The 21,968-nt window shown below is 33.7% G+C and carries 16 protein-coding genes and 2 tRNA genes; 3 read left to right on the top strand and 15 right to left on the bottom strand.

The features are described from left to right. Nucleotides 1-63: 63 nt before the first annotated feature. The 7 genes from EDB96_RS01680 to EDB96_RS01650 form a co-directional block, all read right to left on the bottom strand. On the bottom strand, nucleotides 64-1,413 hold the full coding sequence (locus tag EDB96_RS01680; RefSeq protein ID WP_134138921.1) for a DUF5689 domain-containing protein: 1,350 nt from the start codon (nucleotides 1,411-1,413) through the stop codon (nucleotides 64-66). Between the two features lie 11 nt (nucleotides 1,414-1,424). Beyond that, on the bottom strand, nucleotides 1,425-4,244 hold the full coding sequence (locus EDB96_RS01675) for a carboxypeptidase-like regulatory domain-containing protein (protein WP_134138919.1): 2,820 nt from the start codon (nucleotides 4,242-4,244) through the stop codon (nucleotides 1,425-1,427). 201 nt (nucleotides 4,245-4,445) lie between these two features. Continuing rightward, complete coding sequence (locus EDB96_RS01670; protein ID WP_134138917.1) at nucleotides 4,446-5,666, bottom strand: MFS transporter; 1,221 nt, start codon at nucleotides 5,664-5,666, stop codon at nucleotides 4,446-4,448. A gap of 444 nt (nucleotides 5,667-6,110) precedes the next feature. Further along, on the bottom strand, nucleotides 6,111-7,151 hold the full coding sequence (locus EDB96_RS01665; protein WP_134138915.1) for a Gfo/Idh/MocA family oxidoreductase: 1,041 nt from the start codon (nucleotides 7,149-7,151) through the stop codon (nucleotides 6,111-6,113). 175 nt (nucleotides 7,152-7,326) lie between these two features. Beyond that, nucleotides 7,327-8,397: an NADH:flavin oxidoreductase/NADH oxidase gene (locus EDB96_RS01660; protein ID WP_134138914.1), complete on the bottom strand. Its 1,071-nt coding sequence runs from the start codon at nucleotides 8,395-8,397 to the stop codon at nucleotides 7,327-7,329. Nucleotides 8,398-8,524: 127 nt separating this feature from the next. Next, on the bottom strand, nucleotides 8,525-9,172 hold the full coding sequence (locus EDB96_RS01655; RefSeq protein ID WP_134138913.1) for an ABC transporter ATP-binding protein: 648 nt from the start codon (nucleotides 9,170-9,172) through the stop codon (nucleotides 8,525-8,527). Further along, the gene (locus EDB96_RS01650; RefSeq protein ID WP_134138911.1) at nucleotides 9,166-10,068 is read right to left on the bottom strand and encodes a hypothetical protein; all 903 of its coding nucleotides are present in this window, start codon (nucleotides 10,066-10,068) and stop codon (nucleotides 9,166-9,168) included. Before EDB96_RS01650 ends, EDB96_RS01655 begins: the two co-directional genes overlap by 7 nt. A gap of 247 nt (nucleotides 10,069-10,315) precedes the next feature. On the opposite strand from EDB96_RS01650, the gene rseP reads away from it, so the two are divergent. The 3 genes from rseP (at nucleotide 10,316) to EDB96_RS01635 (ending at nucleotide 11,928) form a co-directional block, all read left to right on the top strand. Further along, nucleotides 10,316-11,659 (top strand): RIP metalloprotease RseP, encoded by a 1,344-nt coding sequence (rseP, locus tag EDB96_RS01645; protein ID WP_134138910.1) that lies wholly within the window; start codon nucleotides 10,316-10,318, stop codon nucleotides 11,657-11,659. Nucleotides 11,660-11,742: 83 nt separating this feature from the next. Next, a tRNA-Asn gene (locus tag EDB96_RS01640) sits at nucleotides 11,743-11,816 on the top strand. Between the two features lie 38 nt (nucleotides 11,817-11,854). Beyond that, nucleotides 11,855-11,928, top strand: a tRNA-Asn gene (locus EDB96_RS01635). A gap of 383 nt (nucleotides 11,929-12,311) precedes the next feature. On the opposite strand, the gene EDB96_RS01630 is transcribed toward EDB96_RS01635, so the two are convergent. The 8 genes from EDB96_RS01630 to EDB96_RS01595 all read right to left on the bottom strand — a co-directional run bounded on the left by EDB96_RS01630 (nucleotide 12,312) and on the right by EDB96_RS01595 (nucleotide 21,960). After that, entirely contained in the window at nucleotides 12,312-12,983 is a 672-nt protein-coding gene (locus tag EDB96_RS01630) for a hypothetical protein (protein ID WP_134138909.1), read from the bottom strand. Between the two features lie 264 nt (nucleotides 12,984-13,247). Beyond that, the gene (locus EDB96_RS01625) at nucleotides 13,248-14,444 is read right to left on the bottom strand and encodes an aminopeptidase C (protein ID WP_057115591.1); all 1,197 of its coding nucleotides are present in this window, start codon (nucleotides 14,442-14,444) and stop codon (nucleotides 13,248-13,250) included. Nucleotides 14,445-14,664: 220 nt separating this feature from the next. Then, complete coding sequence (locus EDB96_RS01620) at nucleotides 14,665-15,825, bottom strand: BamA/TamA family outer membrane protein (RefSeq protein WP_134138907.1); 1,161 nt, start codon at nucleotides 15,823-15,825, stop codon at nucleotides 14,665-14,667. Between the two features lie 65 nt (nucleotides 15,826-15,890). Continuing rightward, nucleotides 15,891-16,856, bottom strand: a complete 966-nt coding sequence (locus tag EDB96_RS01615) for a transporter (protein ID WP_134138906.1) — start codon at nucleotides 16,854-16,856, stop codon at nucleotides 15,891-15,893. Nucleotides 16,857-16,928: 72 nt separating this feature from the next. Then, nucleotides 16,929-18,104, bottom strand: coding sequence for a helix-turn-helix domain-containing protein (locus tag EDB96_RS01610; RefSeq protein ID WP_134138905.1), 1,176 nt, complete (start codon nucleotides 18,102-18,104; stop codon nucleotides 16,929-16,931). A 110-nt stretch (nucleotides 18,105-18,214) separates the two neighbouring features. Then, nucleotides 18,215-18,790, bottom strand: coding sequence for a DUF4136 domain-containing protein (locus EDB96_RS01605; RefSeq protein WP_057115586.1), 576 nt, complete (start codon nucleotides 18,788-18,790; stop codon nucleotides 18,215-18,217). A 263-nt stretch (nucleotides 18,791-19,053) separates the two neighbouring features. After that, a complete protein-coding gene (locus EDB96_RS01600; RefSeq protein ID WP_134138903.1) occupies nucleotides 19,054-20,454 on the bottom strand; it encodes a DUF2252 domain-containing protein in 1,401 nt (466 codons plus the stop codon). A gap of 18 nt (nucleotides 20,455-20,472) precedes the next feature. Next, the gene (locus EDB96_RS01595; protein WP_134138901.1) at nucleotides 20,473-21,960 is read right to left on the bottom strand and encodes a DUF1254 domain-containing protein; all 1,488 of its coding nucleotides are present in this window, start codon (nucleotides 21,958-21,960) and stop codon (nucleotides 20,473-20,475) included. Nucleotides 21,961-21,968: the final 8 nt, after the last annotated feature.

The raw sequence follows: 21,968 nt of genomic DNA, 5'->3' as shown, positions 1-21,968 counted from the left end.
CTACAAACTTTTAAATAAAGCTCTAAAAATCAACTATTTAATTTTGAATTTAAAAATTACGTCCTATTTTTCTCCAAAAATCTTAATATCATCAACCATAAAAGCGCCGTTTAAAGTTTTATCTTTTCCAGAACCGATGTATTTAAATGCAATATGAATATTTCCAGAATACGCCGAGAGATCAATTCCTCCAGAGCTTATAAATTCGCGTGTTGGTGTTGCTAATGAAGGAACTTTAGCTTCTAATTTTGTCCATTTTGCTTTGGTAACATTCGAACCATCAAAATTGGTTGAAACATAAACTTCTAACGTATTTAAAGGCGAATCCATTTTTAAATCATGCTGTGCACTTCTAAACGAAAATACCGCATTTTTATATCCTGCTAAATTAATTTTAGGAGAAACCAGCCATGCAATATTTTCGGCTGCCGTCGTGCTTGTAGTATTAAACTCTGCATACCCATTTCCGGAATATACCATACTCTTCCAAAGTTTAGTGGCTTTTTCTACAATATTGCTCCAGCCAGGCAAAACAAAATTTACATTGTTTTTAACGGACTGAAAATCTTCTGCAAAAAACGGGACATTCCTTTTTCCATTCATATCAATGTCACTTTCGTATCTTACCATCAATTGATAATCAGTGCCAAATTTGGTCAGAATCCCTCTTACTTTTCCACTTCCTTCTGGCACAAAATGATCTGCAAATTTTGCATAACTGCTGGTTCTAAAAATAATTTGGTTTCCTGTTTTATCTCGCAGATTCCAATTTGTAGATCCGCCCACATTATTTGATTCTTCAAAATAATGACGTCCTAATGCCGCCTCTGTAAATTCGACATTATTTAATTCTATTAATGTGTTTAACTTAATATCCTTAAGCGCCTCTTCTATAGAAAGTGATTCAACCAAAGTATTTTCATCAATTATTGTACAGGAAGCATTCAGAACATTTTTATAATCATTTTGAGAAATCCTGCCAATTGTTGGATCGCCGGCATTACTTACATATAAACTTCCAATTCTTAATCCGCCATAGTATAAATCTGTAAATTGGTTTTTAAGTTTTACATATACTTTATTTCCAACGCGATAATCAATATAAGTATTTGATGCATCTATGGGAACGCTAAAACCAATTGCTGGAGTTTTTGCAGCAGCAATTGTCTGCAATGAAATCGTCTTAAAAAAATTACCGCCTTCGTCACTAGAAACTACATACGCTTCAATAATATCATCGTATAAATATTGTTTGGCCGTATTATTGGAAAGTTCATATACTTTTTCTACAGTCTTATTTACTGTGAAATCTGGCTGTGTGCAAACCAATTTCGGCATTTCGACTTCGGTACTGCAACTCGTGATAATAAATAATGATAGTCCAAAAAATGAATTTAAAAATATGTTTTTCATGAGATTTTGATTTACAATCCAATGGTGAGATTTAAAAAATAAGTTCTTCCGTAACCATGATAATATTTAGGACCAAACGATGGTGTTCCGCTGGAAACATCTTGATTTAGAGCTCTGAAATTTGCATTTCGTGCCTGTTCAAAACCTCCAGTTTTATATATTGAATTGAAAACGTTATTAACGCTGGCAAAAAGACCTATATATTTTTTACGAATGCGCCATGACTTTCCTCCACTTATATTTAATAATGATACTGGATCAAACTTTTCTTGTTTCAATAATTCATTTCCTCTTTCTGAAGTTGCTTCTGGGAAAGGAAAATTATTGGCTGGATTTATGTAAAACTGGGAAGTTCTTGAAATTGGCGAAACATCGATATAACTTTCTGCCAAATAATTAATATTAGCAGCCAGCCACCAAAATTTTGGATCGCGATATTCCATTCCAAACGAATAAGCCTGCTGCGGAGTTCCTGGCTGTTTGTAATTTTTAAGATAGGCTTGACCAAAATCAAAGGTAGTCTGCGCACCATCTTTTGCTGCGTTTGCATCATTTGTAATTGATACGTTTGGATTACTGCTGTAAACATAATTTCCGTACGCTGCAGACAAGGTCGCTTTTAATGTCGATGAAAATTGATATTCTAAACTTAATTCTGATCCAGTATTTTTCTTGTCTAAATGCGTTAAAGTCTGACTTACAAAAGCATCTGTAGCATCATAACCTGCTCCGTTATCGAAAATTCCTTCGGCATAGAAAAAAGAAATTTTTGAAGTGTTTTTTATTAAAGTGTAATAAGCCGTAAAACGCATTTTAAGTTTTGGCGATCGATAAACATAATTGGCTTCGGCACTGCTAATATTTTCACTTTCAATTCCATTAACTATCGAATTATTTAATCGTGAATTTGAAAATGTATTTCTAAGAGAAGGAGCTCTTGTCAAATGCGCTGCATTAAAAAACAACAGCTGCTTTCCAGAGATTTTATACGTAAATCCGCCTTTGAAACCAAAATTTTCAAAGTTAACCTTATCACTTTTTCCCAGTGAAGAAGTTGGATAAAGTCCGTTTTGATACAATCCTTCTCTTTGATAATCGGAAATTGCGTATGATTGTGCCAGATAAAATTCTGTTTTATTATAAGTAAATTTAAACTGCGTGAAAACATCTAAAGTATTAGCAAGCAAATTATAATTATACCCATAAATATCTCCTTTCTTAACTTTTCGATCTGGATGCTGTAAATCTGATTGTGAAAGATTTCCTTTGTAAAATGGATCAATATCTTCGAAATATTCTCCGCCTAAAAGATCCAGCAAATACTGAAAATTATGTGATTTTAATTTTCGGAAAGTGAATCCGCCATCAAATGAAATATTTGGAGTAATCTGTGTATTTAAGTTTGAATTTACTGCAAAAGTCTTATCGTCTGTTCGGTCTTCATAGAGAACATATTTACTTTTTGCAGGTTCATAACCATTTTCCGTTGGATTTTGATTAGCAAGATACATTGACTCCCAATCAATCTGAGGATTTTCGAGAAGTGCAATTGTATTTTTTACTGCATTTTCATAATCTGGAGTAAACTCACCTGAAAATTGTCCTTGATCTTTCGCATAAAGCGAACTAAAATAACTTGGCATTTTTTTATAATAAGCGGGATCTGGACTATCTGCATTTTGATAATCTATACTGCTGTTTCCGACTTTCCCAAATAGATACATAACGCTCGAATTCAGGTTTGTTTTAGCATCAATTTTAAAATAATGATTCAGCATTAATAATGGTTCTTCAACATTTTTAACTCTTGCATTTCGTTTTTCACCATTCTGAAATCCCCAGTACGAATTGTACTTTTCTCCCATTAAACTGGTCACTTCACTTGTATTTGCCGAATTTTTTCCGCGCGAATTCGGAGTATAAAACCCTGTAAAATTCAGAGAATTTCTGTTGTTTAATTTCTTTTCGACACTAATGAAAAAAGAATCTGCATTGAAATTTGTTCCTTGAAAGTAACCTTCATCAGCCCATCTTTTTCCTGCTGCAACCGCATAAGCCCAGCCAGAAGAATTCATTCCAGATGCATATGTTCCAATTGCACGCCAAGTGTATGTTGTATTGCTTCCAGAAAATGTAAGTGATGTTCCTTTTCGGTATAAGGAAGCTCGAGTTGTTATTTGCTGTGTCCCTAAAATTCCACCGAAAGTATAATTTGATGCAGCCGTTCCAACAGAAAATTCTTGATTACGCAATACATTATTTAAGCCTCCCCAATTGTTCCACTGCGGTCTTCCGTCGTAGATTTTGTTCATTGTCATTCCGTTGAGCATCATGGTTCCGTCTTCACTGTCTAAACCGCGAATTCTAAACCGAGCTTGACCCCAATTAAACGCAGATGCCTGCATAAAGGCATCTTTTGAAGATTGTAAAAGTCCAGATGTCATTTCTGAGGAGCTGTTATCTTCAGAAAAATCATTATCAGACAAAGTAATCAATGCAGCTGGAACTTCATCCGAATAAGTATCTTCGATCTGTAAAATTCCTAGATTAATGTTTTGTTTTGAAGATTGGATTTTTAAAATATAATCTTTGTATCCTTGGTTTCTCAGCAAAAGTAATTGCTCTTTTTGCGGAAATATATGAAGTTCAAATTTTCCATCTTTTGACGTGAGCTGCATCACTGCTGTATTCTGTATCGTCACGACTACATTTTCCAGCGGATTTTGCGTTCGCGCATCAATAACGATTCCAGTAACAGTTATTTCCTGCTGCTGTGCCGATGCAAAAGTACAAGACATTAAAATTAAAGCCGTTAAGTATTTTTTTACCATTAAAAATTCCAATTTATTTTTGAAAATTTTTTAGGATCGCAATCCTTATTCAAAAGATAATATTGGTTTTTGGAAAAGAAATTCTAAGTTTTAGCGGTGAGGCTCTAAATTCAAAAATAGGTAAAATATTTAAATATAAGTAAATTCTTCCAAATTTATTTTAATTAATGAAAAGCTAATTAAGTACTCATAAGCGATAATTTAAGCTGTAGTGCGAATTTTAGAAACCATAAAAGCGATCAAAACTCCAAATATTCCGATAAAAGCAAAAGAGAATTGAAGACCAAAACTTTGTGCAATATGCCCAATTACAGGAGGTCCCATCAAGAACCCTAAGAAACTTACACTCGAAACAATCGTTAAAGCTTCGCCGGCAGGCACGGTTGGATTTTTCCCAGCAATACTATATACGGTTGGAACTATAGTAGCAACGCCCAAACCAACGAACATAAAAGCAATGGTGCACGGAATAATATAAGGAAGAAAAACAGCAGTAAAAAGTCCGGCAGAAATCATAACGCCGCTAATCTGCATAACGCGTTCACGACCAAATTTATTGATTAATCCGTCACCCAAAAATCTTCCGCCAGCCATCATAATCATAAAAGAAGTGTAGCCTAAAACTACTAATGCTCCAGGCGCTTGTACAATATCTTTAAAGTAAACACCGCTCCAATCGAACATAACTCCTTCGCTTGCCATACTGCAGAATCCGATTACACCAAGCCAAAGTAAAGCTGTGTCTGGTTTTACAAATAGTTTTTTGCCTTCTTGTTTTACTTTTACTTTTTCTTTGGCTCGCACCAAAAATTTAAAATTAAAAGCAACCATAAGCAAAACTATTCCAGCCACAATTAGAAAATGATGCAGCGGACTTAATTTTAAAGCAAGCATGCCTAAACCGACTAATGCTCCTGTAAATCCTGCAAAACTCCACATTCCGTGAAATGCTGACATGATTGTTTTTTTGAACAAAACTTCCGTGTAAACTCCTTGCGTGTTTACGGCAATATTGGCTAGATTTCCAAACAAGCCAAACAAAAATAATCCTAAAGATAATTGTAAAGCCGTTGTTGCTAAACCCAAATTAATTAAGCAGAAGACGTACATTATTAAAGAAAAAATCAAAATGCGGTGACTGCCAAATTTGGTAACCATTTTTCCAGAAAATGGCATAATCATTAATTGCCCAACTGGAAGCGCAAAAAGTATAGAACCTAAATCGCCTTCTGTTAAATGCAAAGCCGTTTTAATATCTGGAATTCTGCTCGCCCATGTTGCAAAACTCAAACCCATTCCGAAATAAAACATTCCAACGGCAAAACGAATCCGATTTAAATAAGAAGCCTTTGCCTCTCTAAATACTTTCTTGATTTTACCTTTGGTCTGAAAAAGCGCTAATGGATTAAAATTTATCAGCATATTTAATTTTTAATGAATGATATTTTCAAAAATACTAAAAACACATGTTAAAGCGCATAAAACCTAATCTTATGCACAATATACAACGTTATTGTTTATAAATTCGAAGGTTTTCAATTGAAATCTTCTTATTAAAATTACAACTTTTCAGGTTTAGTAGAATTATAATCTGCCTCATTTTTTATTAAAAACAAAAAAAGGAGCAATCTCAATTTTCGAGAAAACTCCTTTTTATTTATATTTCTCTGTTCCATAGGAACATTTCGTCGGTAGAAAAAATTATATTGTTGCGAAATTTTACGTTCCGTAGGAACGTTTGATACATTTAGATTATAAAAATGACAACAAAATCAAACGTTCCTATGGAACGTAAATGCGACTGAACATTATATTTTTTACCGACGAAACATTCCTACAGAATGATAATCCTACTTTACATACTTATTATATACTTATTACCTTTTGCTGGGCATTACTTGCAATTGCAGCCTCTATAACCTGCATTACCTTTATTCCATCTTCTGCAGTCACTGGTTCTTTTTTATCGTTTACGATCGAATCGTAAACTCCATCAAAAAAACTGAAATAATTACCTTGAAGTGTCGGGATTTTTTCTCTTACTATTTTACCATCAATTTCTGTGTGTAAAAGTCCTTGGAGATTTTCATCTTCTGTTCCCCAAGATTCTAGATTTGGTTTTTTTCCGATTTTTAAATCGTCTTCCTGAACATCTCCTCGAGGTTTCAAAAAAGAACCTTTTTTACCGTGAATGGTATAAGCTGGATTGGCTTCTCTCACAAAAAAACCTGCTTTTAATCTTACTCTGAAATTAGAATAAAACAATGTCAAATCGATCCAGTCGTCTACAACAGAATTTTCTCTGGTTACTCGAATATCCCCAAATACTGATTTCGGACAGCCAAATAAACTCACCGCTTGATCTATTAAATGCGGACCTAAATCTTTTAAAACTCCAGCGCCGTCATTTGCCGTTTCTTTATGTGCCTTCGGACTCAATAAAGGATTATAGCGGTCAAAATGAAATTCTGCTTCTATCAAATCACCTAAAACTCCTTCGTCGATAATTTTCTTGATTGTTTTAAAGTCACTGTCCCATCTTCTGTTTTGAAATACGGCTAATTTCAGTCCTTTTTCTTTAGCGATTGATGAAAGTTCTTTTGCCTCAGCAACTGTTGTTGTAAAAGCCTTTTCTACTACAGCATGTTTGCCTGCCAAAAGGACTTTTTTAGCATATTCATAATGTGTTCCTACGGGTGTATTTACAATTACTAAATCTACATCGTCGTTTAATAATTCGTCTATCGAAGCGTAACTTTTAACGTATGGATAATCTTCTTGAATTAACTTTTTGCTTCTTTCCCAAGAACCTAATAATTCAAATCCTTCGTGAATATCTAGAAACGGTGCGTGAAAAACTTTTCCCGACATTCCGTATGATAAAAGTGCTGTTTTTATTTTTTGCATGTTATTTTTAGTTTTTTGCCACAGATTAATGTGATTAAAAAGGATTTTTTTTGCCGCGAATTTCACGAATTTACACAAATCGTTGCTTTACAAGTTTAAAATAATTCCTGAAATTCGTATCGAAAAACATTAAAAAGAAATCATTTTAATCTTTGAAATCTGTAGCTAATAAATTTTAAATCTTAGCTCGTTCGTATTGTTTTGGCCATTGAATTTCGCTGTCTAATTCTTTAGCGAAATCTAAAGGCAAATTCGGATTTCTCAAAGATTCTCTGGCGAATAAAATTAAATCGGCTTGACCGTTTTTTAGTATTTCTTCGGCTTGTCTGGCTTCGGTAATTAAACCAACTGATCCTGTTGAAATATTAGCTTCTTTTTTTACTTTCTCTGCAAAAGGAACTTGATAACCTGGGCCAAGTGTAATTTTTTGATGCGAAACCAATCCGCCTGATGAAACGTCAATTAAATCTACTCCTTTTTCTTTTAATATTTTTGAAAGCTGTACAGATTCTTCAGGATTCCATCCGTTTTCTGCCCAGTCAGTTGCTGATATTCTAACAAATAATGGTAAATCAGATGGCCATTCGGTTTGAACTGCTTCTACAATTTCTAAAGTAAAACGAATTCTATTTTCAAAACTTCCTCCATATTCATCTGTTCTCACATTAGTCAATGGAGATAAAAACTGATGCAGCAAATATCCGTGTGCGCCGTGAATTTCTAAAACCTGATATCCAGCTTCTACCACTCGTTTTGTTGCTTCTTTAAAATCTGAAATCACTTTTTGGATTCCGTTTTTATCCAAAGCTTCTGGAAGAAATGGTTCGTCATCATGATACGGAATCGCACTTGCAGAAACGGTCTGCCATCCGCCTTGAGCGAAATCTAATTTTTTATTGCCAAGCCACGGAGCAGAAACACTTGCTTTTCGTCCCGCATGCGCCAATTGAATTCCCGGAATTGAATTTTGAGAAATAATGAATTGGTTGATTTGCTTCAATTTTTCGACATGTTCGTCTTTCCAAATTCCAAGATCTGAAGGAGAAATCCTTGCTTCTGGAGAAACTGCAGTCGCTTCCTGAATAATTAATCCCGCACCTCCAGTCGCTCGACTTCCTAGATGAACCAAATGCCAATCGTTTGCAAAACCGTCTTCTGCAGAATATTGACACATTGGAGAAATTGCAATTCTATTTTTTAAAGTAATTTTTTTTATAGTTAATGGAGTAAATAATTGTGAAGCCATAATTGTAACTTTTGAAGATTTTATGCTGCCAATTGAAAATGACAACAGTTTAAAAAGTAAAGTTACGGCATCTTGCTAAAACGAGAAATTGAAATGTTTATTAATTAACAAACATTTAAATCAAATTCTATTCAATACTATTTATTGCAAACAATTCTTTCTCAATTTCTGAATATTGGCTTTTTTCAAACTCAGTAATGTTTTTATTTTGAAGTAAAAAGATTTTGTCACAATCCCTGTAAAGTATCTCTAAAATATGCGAAGAAATAAAAATAATACTCTTTTTTGAAAGTGCTCTAATATGGTTCATCAACAAATAATTTGATTCTAAATCGAGACCGTTAAAAGGCTCATCCAAAATATAGATTGCAAATTCTTTTTGAAAAACGGCATTCAGATATGTTTTCTTTTTCATTCCGGTAGAAAACTCTCGAATTAATTGATTACTTGGAACTTCAAATATTTGAGACGTGCTTTTTCTTTCTACATCTACTAAATGGGCATAAAAATCGTAAAATTCGACCGCAGTAAGTTCTCCATAAATTGGAGGATCTGTTGGAACCCAGCCTGCGTTTTGCAGAACAACTTTTTCTTCATTAACAGAACAGCTTCCATTAAACTTTTCTAAACCTAAAATACATTTAAAAAGTGTTGTTTTACCTTGACCGTTTTTACCAATAACACCATAAATTCCAGGTTGATCAATACTGATATTAATGTTTTCTAATATTGATTTGTCTTTATATTTTTTCTGATCAATAATAATCTTCAGCATGTTTTTAATTCGTTTAAGGTTTTAATCGCTTTTTTATAAATAAAAGGTGTTGCCAACAATGGAACTCCAAATAAAAAAATACTTGAAGCTATAAAAAGAGTAAAGAAAATCTGCTGTAAATAGTTGTTATTGAAATAAATATATTTTAACAGGAGATTCAATAGAGGAACAATAAATATAAAAATGAGAAATATTAATTTCTCCCACTGCAATAAGAAGGATAACGTTAAAGCAAAGGGAAGCACTAAATATGCAGTATTGATAATTGAATTTTTAAACTGACAACTCAAGTATTTTTCGGCACTAAAAGGATTCTGTTTTATTTCTTCTGTTGTTTCTCTTTCAAAAGATGGAACGCAGGTTATTAAAGACAAACCTAAAAAAACCGCATACAATAGATTTTGATTTTTACTGTTTACCGCCATAAAAATAATGGTAATCAAAATTGGAAGAATATAAATCAGCTTGTATTTTCTAAAAGAGATATGCCAGTAGATATTAAATGTATCAAAAGGATATTTAATGATTTTTAAATTGAATTTAGGAGCATTGATTAATAGAATCTTAAACAAAATAATTGCTGCGATAAAAATAAATTCATTCTTTAATAAGAGTACTAAATAAAATGGAGATGAATAAATAAGGTATTCTATAAATAGAATTAATTTATAATTTTTCTTCATTTTTAGAAGCTCTACATCTAACCTCTGCAAATGATAAACCACTATCTCCAAGAAAAGGAGGGGAACATAACTCCTGAACTTTTCGAAGTTTTTATAAATTAAAAATGCGCTGACAAAATGGACTGCTATAATTAGAAATACTGCCAGATTATCATCTTTAGAAACTAATTTTCTAAAACGAACCAAAAACAAATAATGTAAGATTGTTCTCAATATTTTTTTTCCGAAATTTACTGTTTTTTATTTATAACCAAAGAATAAAAGCTCATTTTACAAATACTTGCCGAAGATATTTGTAACAAATAATCAAAAATGTTACTAACAAACGAACAATATTTACTTTATTGAAAAGTAAGGTCAATTATTAACAAACATTTAAAACCTTAAACATTATCTTGCGGTCTTAAATTAAATAAGAAAACGCTACTTTTGTGCGTTAAATACGAACTAAAAATAAAAAATGGATATAGTTATCAAACTCTCTCAATTTCTATTGAGTTTATCTTTACTTATTATTCTTCATGAATTAGGGCATTTTATCCCTGCAAAATTGTTTAAAACAAGAGTCGAAAAATTTTATTTGTTTTTTGATGTTAAATATTCACTTTTCAAAAAGAAAATCGGAGAAACAGAATATGGTATCGGATGGCTTCCGCTTGGAGGTTATGTGAAAATTTCTGGAATGATTGATGAAAGTATGGACAAAGAGCAAATGGCTCTGCCTCCACAGCCTTGGGAATTTCGTTCAAAACCAGCTTGGCAGCGTTTAATTATTATGCTTGGCGGTGTTACGGTAAACTTTATTCTGGCTTTTATTATTTATATCGGAATGGCTTTTGCCTACGGAGATACTTATATTGCTAATGCCGATTTAAAGGATGGTGTTGCAATTGAAAATCCTGCTATGATTAAAGCTGGTTTTAAAACTGGCGATAAAATTATTTCTATTGACGGAAAAGCTGTAGAAAACTACGACAGTGATATGAACATGAATGTCATCATGGCAAAACATGTTTTGATTGAAAGAGACGGAAAACAGCAGACTATTACAATGCCGACTGATTTTGTAGACCAGCTTTCTAAAACAGAAAAAGGACTTCTTATTGGTATTCGTACTCCTTTTGCAATTGGTAAAGTTGCGGAAGAATCTCCTAATCAAAACTTAAAACCAAAAGACTTGGTTCTTTCTTTGAATGGACAAAAGATTAAATACTTTGATGAAGCTAAAACAGTTTTAGAAGCTAACAAAGGTAAATCAATTCCAGCTGTTGTTTTACGTGATTTAAAAGAAACTCCAATTACCTTAAAAGTTAATAACGAAGGAAAACTAGGTGTGGTTGCAGGAGGTTTAGACATGAAATCATTAGAAAAACTAGGTTACTATAAAATCAGTACTAAAGAATATGGTTTCTTTGAATCTATTCCGGTTGGTCTAGAAAAAGGTAAAGACCAATTAGTAGGTTACGGAAAACAATTAAAAATGATTTTTAATCCAGAAACTAAAGCGTACAAACAAGTTGGTGGTTTTGCAGCAATTTTCAATATTTTCCCTACTTCTTGGAGCTGGGAAGTATTTTGGTCAATCACGGCTTTATTGTCAATTATGCTTGGAGTTATGAATTTATTGCCAATTCCAGCACTTGATGGCGGCCACGTAATGTTTTTATTGTATGAAATGATCAGCGGTAAAAAACCAAGTGATAAATTCCTAGAGAATGCGCAAATGGTTGGTTTTGTTTTACTTATTTCACTATTACTATTTGCTAACGGAAACGACATTTACAAAGCAATTGTAGGCAAGTAAAAATATTTAATAAAAAGAGTGAAAATGTTTTTGAGAAACTAAAAATAGTTTTATATTTGCACTCGCTAAAAAGAGCAACAACTTCCTCCTTAGCTCAGTTGGTTAGAGCATCTGACTGTTAATCAGAGGGTCCTTGGTTCGAGCCCAAGAGGGGGAGCAACTTTTTTTAGCAAACATATTTACCTTTAAGGTGATTCCTCCTTAGCTCAGTTGGTTAGAGCATCTGACTGTTAATCAGAGGGTCCTTGGTTCGAGCCCAAGAGGGGGAGCTTAAAAAAAAGACGATCAAATTGATCGTCTTTTTTTTTGTCAAATTCCAAAGTTTAAAAAATTCCAAATTCCAATACTTTAGGACTGATTATTTTAATAGTAAAGGCGCAGGGTTTTACGCAAAAATTGCCAATCTATGTCGACAAACCATTGATCTCTGGCCCCTCAAGATGACAAATAAGATATCTAATAACATGCTTGATTTTTTGATTTATGTAAACCATTTTGTTTAAATTATCAAATTAACATACCCTTTGGTTTCAACCGTTCACCTTTTTTTTAATATTGATTTTCAAAATCTATAAAATTAGATCTAATTAACCTTGGCGCACTTTGCGCTTTTTCTTAGTGTCTTTGCGGTTAAATCTGCGGTTAACAAAATCTACTTCACTACCAAGGTCTCGCTTTTAAATCGTTTCATCAACAAATCAGCTTTTTTGATTTGGTTGACTGATTTTAAAGACTGGGCGTATCTGTAATAATAAATAACATCTGGATCTTTAACGAGATTAAACAATTGCTCATAATATTCTGCCGCTGTATTAAAGTTTCCTTCGAAGTAAAGTCGATCGGCGACTTTTTGAAGCATTTCTGGAGATTTATATCCTTTTTCCAGCACTCTTTCATAAGTTCTCGTTACATCTACTTTGACATATTTTTCAGGCTCAGTTGGAACTTTAACCACAACTAGCTCTGAATAGGCTGTTATACTTTCAATAGAAACTTCAGGCTGTGTCATACTTGCTCCTTTTTGTTTTCGCTTGACATATCTAGGAATAATAGTTCTAGTATTATTTGGTCCTAAATCGTTGGTATAGACCATATCCAATTTAGTTACCTCATAAGTTGTAATTCTGCCTCCAAAAAGTTTATTGATTCTCTCTTCTACATAATATGATTTTATAACATAATCCCTGTTTGAAGCAAGATTGTCCGTCAAAATTATAGTTTTTCCGTTAGCGGAAGATCCCTGGGCATTTGTCGCTTGTTGTGCAAAGCAATTAAGTGATATTATTATTAAAAATGCGCTTAAAAACGCTTCGAGCTTTTTCATAAATATTCAATAAAATTAATGGATCGCCTTAAAATTTTATTAAATATATACCATTCAAGCCGTTACGATTAATATTCTCCGCAAATAACTAGAAAAAACGTTGAAGCGCTTCTTTTCTTTTAAGTGTTCCTGATTAGGGAAAAAGGTTCCTTAAATTGTTTATAGGAAAAATGGCTTAATGAAAAATATATAATTAATCAATAAAAAAAGCGCCACAATTTCCATTGTGGCGCTTTCTCTATTTCTTAAAAACTCTCAGGATAATTAAACCCCTAATTTCTTAGCAATCTCAGTTGGAATTCCTCCTTTGTTTACTAATAATGCTGTAGTTTTATATTTTACGAAGTTCTTAGTTACAAACAAGAAACCTTTGTAGTCGTTTGTTTCTCCCCAAGAATTTTTTACGATATAGTATTCTTTTCCAGTTTGATCTTTTGCTAAACCAATAATGTGCATTCCGTGGTCGTCTGTTGTTGCGTAGTTATCAAACGCAGCCTGACGCATTTCTGGAGTAATTTCTGGTTCTGCTTTTGGTCCGTTAAACATGTCTGCTTTTTCTTCAGCCGTCATATCGTCGAATTTTTTAGTTGGAACATAAGCTACTCCATTTTTCCAGCTGAAACTTTTCTCACTTACATCTGTTGCCCAAGCCACAGTATATCCTTTTTTCAAAGCATTGTCGATAACATCTGTCATATCGTTTACTTTTACGTTGTAAACTTGATCCAATGACCAGTTGTCTGGCACCATCATTGTAGTTTTTTGATAGTACGGAGATGTTGTGAAAGATGACATTTCTACATAATCATCTGGGTTAATTCCAACCACTTCTTTTGCAAAAGATTGCGGTGTATAGTTTTTTCCTTTGTAATTGAAGTTATCAGGCACTTTTCCTAAATAAGAGTCAATAACTGCTGTGTAAGCTTTTTGCCAGTTTGGTGTCAATTCTCCATTCGGGTTTTTAACAACCGCTGCCAAAACTCCTTCGATTAGAGCAGCCATTTCTCCAAATTTATTTTTATCTGTTCCGTAGTTTAATCCTGTGTAAACTTCTCTAGGAACAGTTCCGTATTTTTTGTACATATTAATTACATCGTGCAAAGCTCCTCCATCTCCAAGCGTAATTGCTCCGTGCATACGAACATAATTTACACCTTTGTCAACATATACATTTCTTGCAGAGTAAATTTGAGATAATTCTACTGGCTGCTTTCCTAAACGAATCATTTCTGATTCTAAGAATGAGTTTGTTGAATAACTCCAGCAAGTTCCAGATGAACCTTGAGTTTTTACTGAGGTTGTACCTAGGTTAATTACTTCTGTAAATTTAAAGTTCTCTTTACTTTTGTCGCTAGCGTTTAGTTTAAGTGAATTTACTAACACGTCTTGCGCAAAACAGCCTGCTGTTCCAGCTAAAAATACTGAAGCTGCAAACACTGATTTGAATGAAAATGTATTCATAATTTATGTTTAAAGTTTAATAAAATTAGTCTCTAATGTTTCTAATTTGTTACAAAACAATTAAATATTATAGAATTTGTGTAATGTTTAATTGTTAATATTTTCTTAATGAACGTAATTATTAGGTTATTTACGACAAAAAGCCTCAATAATGCAATATTGAGGCTTTTCAAAATTATTTTTTTATAAATCAACTTCTTACAAGTTTTTTGCTTTTATTTTATCGCAACCAATTACTTCCAAAAACGATATAGTAAGCCCAATCTTCTGGTCCTTTTGCAACGTCAACACCCATTCTGAGTTTAAACTTTCTGGCCAGTAAATATCTGAAACCTGTTCCGTAACTATAAACAACTGGTTTTGCAAAAGCATCGTCCCAATCGTTAAAAGCACTTGCAAGACCGCCATAACCCATTATACTCCATCGTCGGTAAAAATCCCATCTTAATTCAGCTTCGGTTACAATACTTGTTTTTCCTTGGTATCGTGCGGCTGGAATTCCTCTTAAATTAATTCCCGGCAAAAGATAAAAAGGCGGGTTACCAAACGCCTGTTCCCCTTCAATCCTCAGCCCGCCGATTAATTTTTTAGTTATGGGATAAAATCCAATTGCAGATAGATTGACGCGCCAGGCATCATAATCACTTCCTAAGATATTATCAGACCAGAAGAAATCTGATTGAAGCCTAATTCCTTTATCTGGTGTAAAAATATTATCACGTCCGTCGAATTGCACTGCTAATCCGAGCTGGCTTATGGTACTTTTAATATCTTTTGGATCTACAAATGGCGGGGGAAGATTAACATCAGGCAGGTTTATTTTAGAATTTAAAAAAAGATATTGTGGTCCTGCACTCCATTTTGGATTATTAAACTGCTTGAGCCATTGTGTATAAAAAATAGTAGATTTAAAATTGAGTTTAAATTCCTGATCTGGCAGATTTGGTCTGTTGTTGGCATAAAATGATAAATTCATATCGCCATAGCCAGCCATAACTCTGTATAATATTTTGGGTTTAATAAGCGTTCCTGAACGAAAAGCCCCAACCATCCAGCTTTTATTTCCTGTATACATCCCGATTCCGCCCGTGATATCTGGATTTATAAAACGCTTTTTACCATTTTCGTCTACAACTGGTGCATGTTTTTTTAAGAAAACAGGCACGATTGCACCTCCAATTCCTCCTAAAGCTGGTTCTGTAATTACGGTTGGAACGACCAGAAATCCGTGTGCGTAAATAATATAATCACTTAAATCAAACGCTCCGTCTAGAGAATCTTTTACACTTATATGCTGTTTTTGTGCATTTATAACATTAAATGACAACAGAAATCCAAGCAAGAATAGGATAATGTTTGGTGGTATTTTTTTGTTTTTCATATAAAGAAGCTGAATCGTTTTACATTTAAAAATTACCGTATTCTTAAAGTTCCGAAATCTCTTAATTACTTTTTCTTGAACTCGAAAACATGTGCCAGCGTAATGAAGAAGGTATTTCCTTGAAATCTATTTACAGCGTTAACTTCTCCAATCCATCTCAATCCTGCAGAAGTCATACAGCCAATATGAAGGTAATTAATCTCAGCGCCAAGTCCGCCGACATGATCTTTATCTGGCTCAAGCAATAGGCTTCCTACTGGAATTTTATCATCAGAAACTTTGTATTGGAAATAATAAATTAAACCTGCATTTAATATTCCTTTTGGTGCTGTTTTTTCAGCATTCATACAATAAAAAGTTTTCCCGAGACCTCCTTCAACACTAAGGATATCACCTGTTTTGATATCGGTATCTTTTTTCTTTCCATTAATTTCGTAAGAGGCTAATGCTGAAAAATGAAATGTTTTTTTATCATTAAAGAACAAAGTTGTTCCTGCTGAAAACTCATTCATAAACATTCCTAAACCGCTGTTATTACTTCCGCCAAGTTCATATTTTCCTGTTGGAAGATACATTTGGTAAGTAAAAATAAAATCGGCTCTTTTGTTATGCCAGCCCAGCTGAATGGGCTGTACATACATATCTGTAAACGCAAAATCACTTTTTGAATCGATATAACTTCCTTGAATAGTATTAGAAGCACCTGCTAATAAAATAGTTGCACCGTAGTTGGCTCCTAAAATTTTAAAGTCGGTTACATAAGAAGCTCCTGCTCCTGTTATAAACATGGTCAAATCTGGATTGCCAATTTTATCGCCGTCACCATTCCTTAAAGATGATGCCGTATAAATATAACCTGGAATATATACTCCTAAAGTATTTTCTGGAGCTTGAGTTCCTGATTGAAGTCCCATGGCGCCAAGAATATGTCCTCCTTTTAATTGTGCCGTGCTGTGAAAGGAAATGGCGAATGATATAATGGTGAAAATTGATTGTAATGCTTTTTTCGAATTATTAATTTTTGCTTTCATATCGAAATGTTTTAAAATTAATTAAGACTTTACGAGCGCTAATCATAACTGATTTTATACAACAGCTATTTCTTATTTAAAATAGTAAGCACTTGTACGATCAGGATTTATTCTAATGGTTTTAAAATATTCTGATGGTGATTTCCCAGTATGCTTTATAAATGCTCTAAAACAGGTTGTACGGGATTTAAAACCAGAATCCCAAGCCATTCCTTCTAGAGACAAATCTTTCCATTCTGGATCGTTTATTTTATCTTTAAAATATTCTATCCTTTTGAGGTTGACATAATCCTGAAAATGAAGTCCAAATTCAGAATTAATTAAATTGGATAAATGGTGAACAGATATTCCTGTTTCATCAGACAAGTCTCTGATTACAAAATCTTTCTTTAAAAAAAGCTTTTTAGCATTTAAAACATAATCTAGTTTTAATAAATAATCTTCTTTTTTCTCGGGTGTTAACTCATATGTTATGAGAAGATTACTCTTGATTTCTTTTGATTTTACAGCAACCATATTGTCGCTTATAAAATCGAATGTTTCTTCTTCATCATGAAAAATTTGAGTTTTGAAATAAAGCCATCCCACAGTAAAAAACAAAACTGATGAAATTAAGAAATAGCAGGATATGTCTACAACATCAATTTTTCGTAATAGAAAATGATGAACAAAAAGCGCAGAAAATAAAAACAAAATCATAAGATTGTAAATCTTGATCCAGTTGATTACTTTAATTCGATGAAATTGATCTCCTTTAAATTTTTTCAGATCATAGTTTAAAATCAACATGGTTTGAAAAAAGACATAGGACAGCCAAATCGTCAAGGCTAAAATAGAAAATGGATTTTTGATTTTGATTGCAATATAATGGGCCGCTTTTAGATTGGTAAAACTTCCAACGTATGCAAAAAGTGTCAATACAAAATAAATAACAAAAGGCAGAAAATGAAGCCAATCGTATTTCCTAATTCTTTTATTGAGAGATAAAATATTTCTAACATACAAATAAGAACAAGGGGCTGCTAAAAAAATAAACGATTTTGTAATAGTGAATAGTTCTGGAAAGTTTTTAATGGTATTGGCAGACAGATAAAAATTGTAAATACTTACCACTGCAAGACTCAGCAAAAACATTCCTAAAAAGAAACTTTTTGAATAGGTTTTTTTGGAAAAAAGCACCATAATTGAGGTAGCCAGACCTGCAATTGTGGCTATAAAAAAGAAGAGTGAGAGTAATATATCGATCATTTTTTTTAAGGTTAATTAGCATTATTTCTCTTAAAAATGCGAAAGGGAGCATTCAAATAGAAGCTTCGGGCCTGTCTAAGCTGACAGGCACAAAGCTGTTTATTGATTATTTACTTTTTAGCTGATCCCGGAGGAAAATCAGCAAGTATTTTTTTGATAGCACCATTTATAAATTCTTCGGGATTATCTGGTTTACTGTCAATTTCAGCATTTCCAATTCCCTGCCAAAGCAGTTTTTGACTTTTAGTAGAGACAATATCAATTACCAATGAACCATCGACATAATCATAGGTATTGAATGTTGTATTGGCTCCTCCCATCATAGCGCCGCCGCCCCAATATCCGTACGGACGATACATACCGCCGTATCCATAAAAATCTGTGTTTGCACTTACAGAAGTTTTATTTTTTAATATCGAAACTGCATTTACTTTTAAATCAGGATTACTAGATTCTGTAAAGCCTTTAGCAAGCATTTCGTTTCGAATAGCTTTTGTTACACGATCAACATTTAGTTGATTAACTTGGCCTTGCTGTGCTTTTAAATCATAAACCGCAAAGGTTTTATATTCGCCAAAGTTGGCAGAATGATCATAATCTGATGTGACTTTTACAGTTGGAGAACAGCTGTAAATTAATCCCAAAAACAATACTGGGAGTATACGAAGATTTGTTCTTTTAATCATTGTTGTAGTATTTAAATTGTTAATTAAATTATTTTTAACTAGAATGTATTAAAAACTTAAAATCTTGAAGAGAAGGGCTTAGAATGGCTAAATACGACCTAAATACACACAAGTATCTACTAAACAATTACTTAGCTTACTCTCAAAGATAAATCATTTTATTTAATAATTCAATTAAATAAATAAAATCTTACTTGTTTTTTTACCTCCTTGTTAAATTCATAAATTTCAAATTTATTTTACTCTATGCAGTTATTTAAAAATTATATCTCTGGCGAAATTGGGAGTCTTCCTGCTTTTACAGCTTCGACCATTTTATTGTAATCTGACTCATTTTGATCTGCATATAAAATGGAAAACTTGGCAATTGCGTCGGCGAAGTCGTCATTTTTACCCATATATCCCGACAGCAACGACGGATCTCCTGTTCTTGCGTGTGCTCTTGCAAGTGCCCATCCGCAGGCTTTGGCATAATCATTCATATTTTGTTCTTTCATTATTTCAAGAACTGGTTTTACTTTGGCATCACGAAGCTGGCGGATGTAAAAAAACTTGTTCTGGCTGTCGTTTGTCCATCCTAAAAACATATCCGAGGCAGACTGCATCAGCTTTTGTCCCATTACAATTCGTTCTCCTTCGTGCGGATACTTGTTTTTAATTTTTACATTTTCTTCGAGTACACTTTTTCGGGCTTCTTTAAATTGTAAAAAAATAGGTTCACCAGTTGCCGACATCAGTAAACTAATGCCGCAGCTTGTGCCGACACTTCCTACACCTACCACTTTTACAGCTAGATCGTGTAACGTGTAACGGTTTAAAAGCACCTTTTTATCATCTGGCAGAGAATTGATATAACGTTTGTGCACAATTTCGGCTTCTTTCAAAATTCGTTTTCCTTCTTCTCCCGTTGGATGATAAATTAAAGGTGGATCGTCTTTTATTCTTGCGCGCGAACCTTCGTGATAAGTCATTTTTGCAAACTCTTTTTCGTGTGCGGTATATTCAGCTGCTTTTTTGATTCGTTTTTGCTGAAAGGATTTTATTTCTTCGTCTTCTCCTTTTTCTATTAATTCTGCCAGGTCAATATGGGCGTACCAAATTTGAAGTGCCGATAATTTACTGTATTCCAGAATGTGCCTTTTGTAACTATCAGCAACATTCCATGCAAATTCCTTACAGGTTTTGTTCGAAAATTTTTTCCATCTCCCGGCAATTGCAAAACTGGCAGCCAGTCTTTTCAAATCCCATTCCCACGGACCTGGATATGTTTCGTCAAAATCATTAATATCAAAGACCAGTTTACGTTCTGGAGTTGCAAATCCGCCAAAATTCATCAAATGACAATCACCGCAAAGCTGCAAATGAATTCCAGTATTGGGCGTGTGAGCCAAATCAGCAGCCATAATTGCGGCGGCTCCTCTAAAAAACGAAAATGGCGATTCCATCATTCGGCTGTATCGAATAGGCAATAGGTTTTCGATTCTTCCAATACTTGTTTTAATGAGAATCTCTACAGGATCTTCGCGATCATCTGCGAGATTCAATTGCCGATGAACCGAACGGGGCGTAACTTTCCTAATGGCAGCGCCTTTCTCAAAACGTTCCGCTTTTGAAGCTGCAGCATCAAATGAAGTGTCAGTTCTATTTTCAAATTCTTCAGCCATAAAACTATTTTTAATCTATTACACTTTAATTACAGCTGGCGGCGTCCAAATATCTTTCAGTACTTTTTCTTCTGGCCAGTAACATCTTATGTAAAGTGAAAAAACTTCTTTTGGTGCTGGCAGCCAATTGCTCATTTTTTCAGCAGATGGCGGTGCATTTTGAACATATAAAGTCAGTGATCCATCGGCATTGTATTTCAAGCCTTTATTCTTAGTTCCAAGAGAAAATCGATCAACAGAATTTGGAGAGAAGAAATGGTATTCATTATACAATGTAAGTGACCAAAAACCTTTTACAGGAGGCACTTCACCTTTTGCAAAAGTTACCGTATAATTATTCTTTCCGCTTAATCGTACACCTGAAACATCTCGGTCTTGATAGAAATATTTTGTTTCAAAAGGTTTATTCACGAAAATATTTGCTTTGGCACAAGACGTTCTGGTTAGATAATCTAAACCGAATTGCGCTCCATTTGATTGCGTTGTCCAATAATCTTTTACTGGATAACCCACATTCGAAAACTGAAATAAAGGCTGAATCAGCTTTTGATCTGCTTCGATGGCAGTTTGTTTAAGCAGATTTTTGATCTTTGGATCTTTTGCAGCTGCAGCTAAAACAGATTGAATTTGTCCATAAATGGCTTCTTCTCCAGGCAACGCAGGAACTTCTTGTAAAATAGCAGGCAATTCATCAAAAAATACCTCAGGTTTTACCCATTTGGTTTCTTCGTTTCCGGTTTTTGGATCTGCTGGAAGAATTGGTGTTTTAGCCCATTCTTTTGTTTTCATTTTTCCGTCGAACTGACTTAAAGTGTATATCATTATTTTGGTCAGAACGGGTTGAATCGCTTTTTTATCTGCTGGATCATCTGATTGAAAAACACGAGGAATTACAACTCCTAAATCTGTATCACATTTATAAACTCCCGAAATTCCATCTGGCACTTTTCCCTTCCATTTTGGACCAGTCAGCAGATAAAAACCAGGTTTTGTCCCGTACATTTTTCCTATTGGGGCGTATCCGTCTATTCGCTGGTTGCAGATTTGGTAGACCCAAAAACGATCTCCAAAATCAGGAACCTGAACTACAATTGCATCTTTTGTAAAATCAGTAATTCCAAATCCATAAACCACATCCTGATTAGGACATGCAACTTCTCTTTCTCCTGGTTTAATGTAATCCGTAAGCATACACAATTGGTTTGGAGGACTTAAAGGAACAATTCCGCCTTTGTACATTGGCTGAGGAAGTTTCTCAAAAGTTACTTTTCTGTTATGGATATTAACCATTGGCCATCCCCATAAATAAGCAATTGCCCCAACATGTTTTACATATTCATCTGTCAAAATAGTATTTGCGACTGGACCGGCAGGGATATTTTTTTTAACTGCTGAAGAATCTGCGACAGTTACATTATCCCCTTCTGTTTCTTTAATTGTAGTTTCTTTTTTACAGTTTATAAATAGTAATGAAACTGTAAGTAATAATAGATACGTTTTTTTCATTTTTAAAT

Origin of the sequence: Flavobacterium sp. S87F.05.LMB.W.Kidney.N, from assembly GCF_004366435.1 — a bacterium.
Classification (GTDB): Bacteria; Bacteroidota; Bacteroidia; order Flavobacteriales; family Flavobacteriaceae; genus Flavobacterium.
The sequence above is the reverse complement of the archived record's forward strand: the minus strand, read 5'-3'. Positions and strand labels throughout refer to the sequence as shown.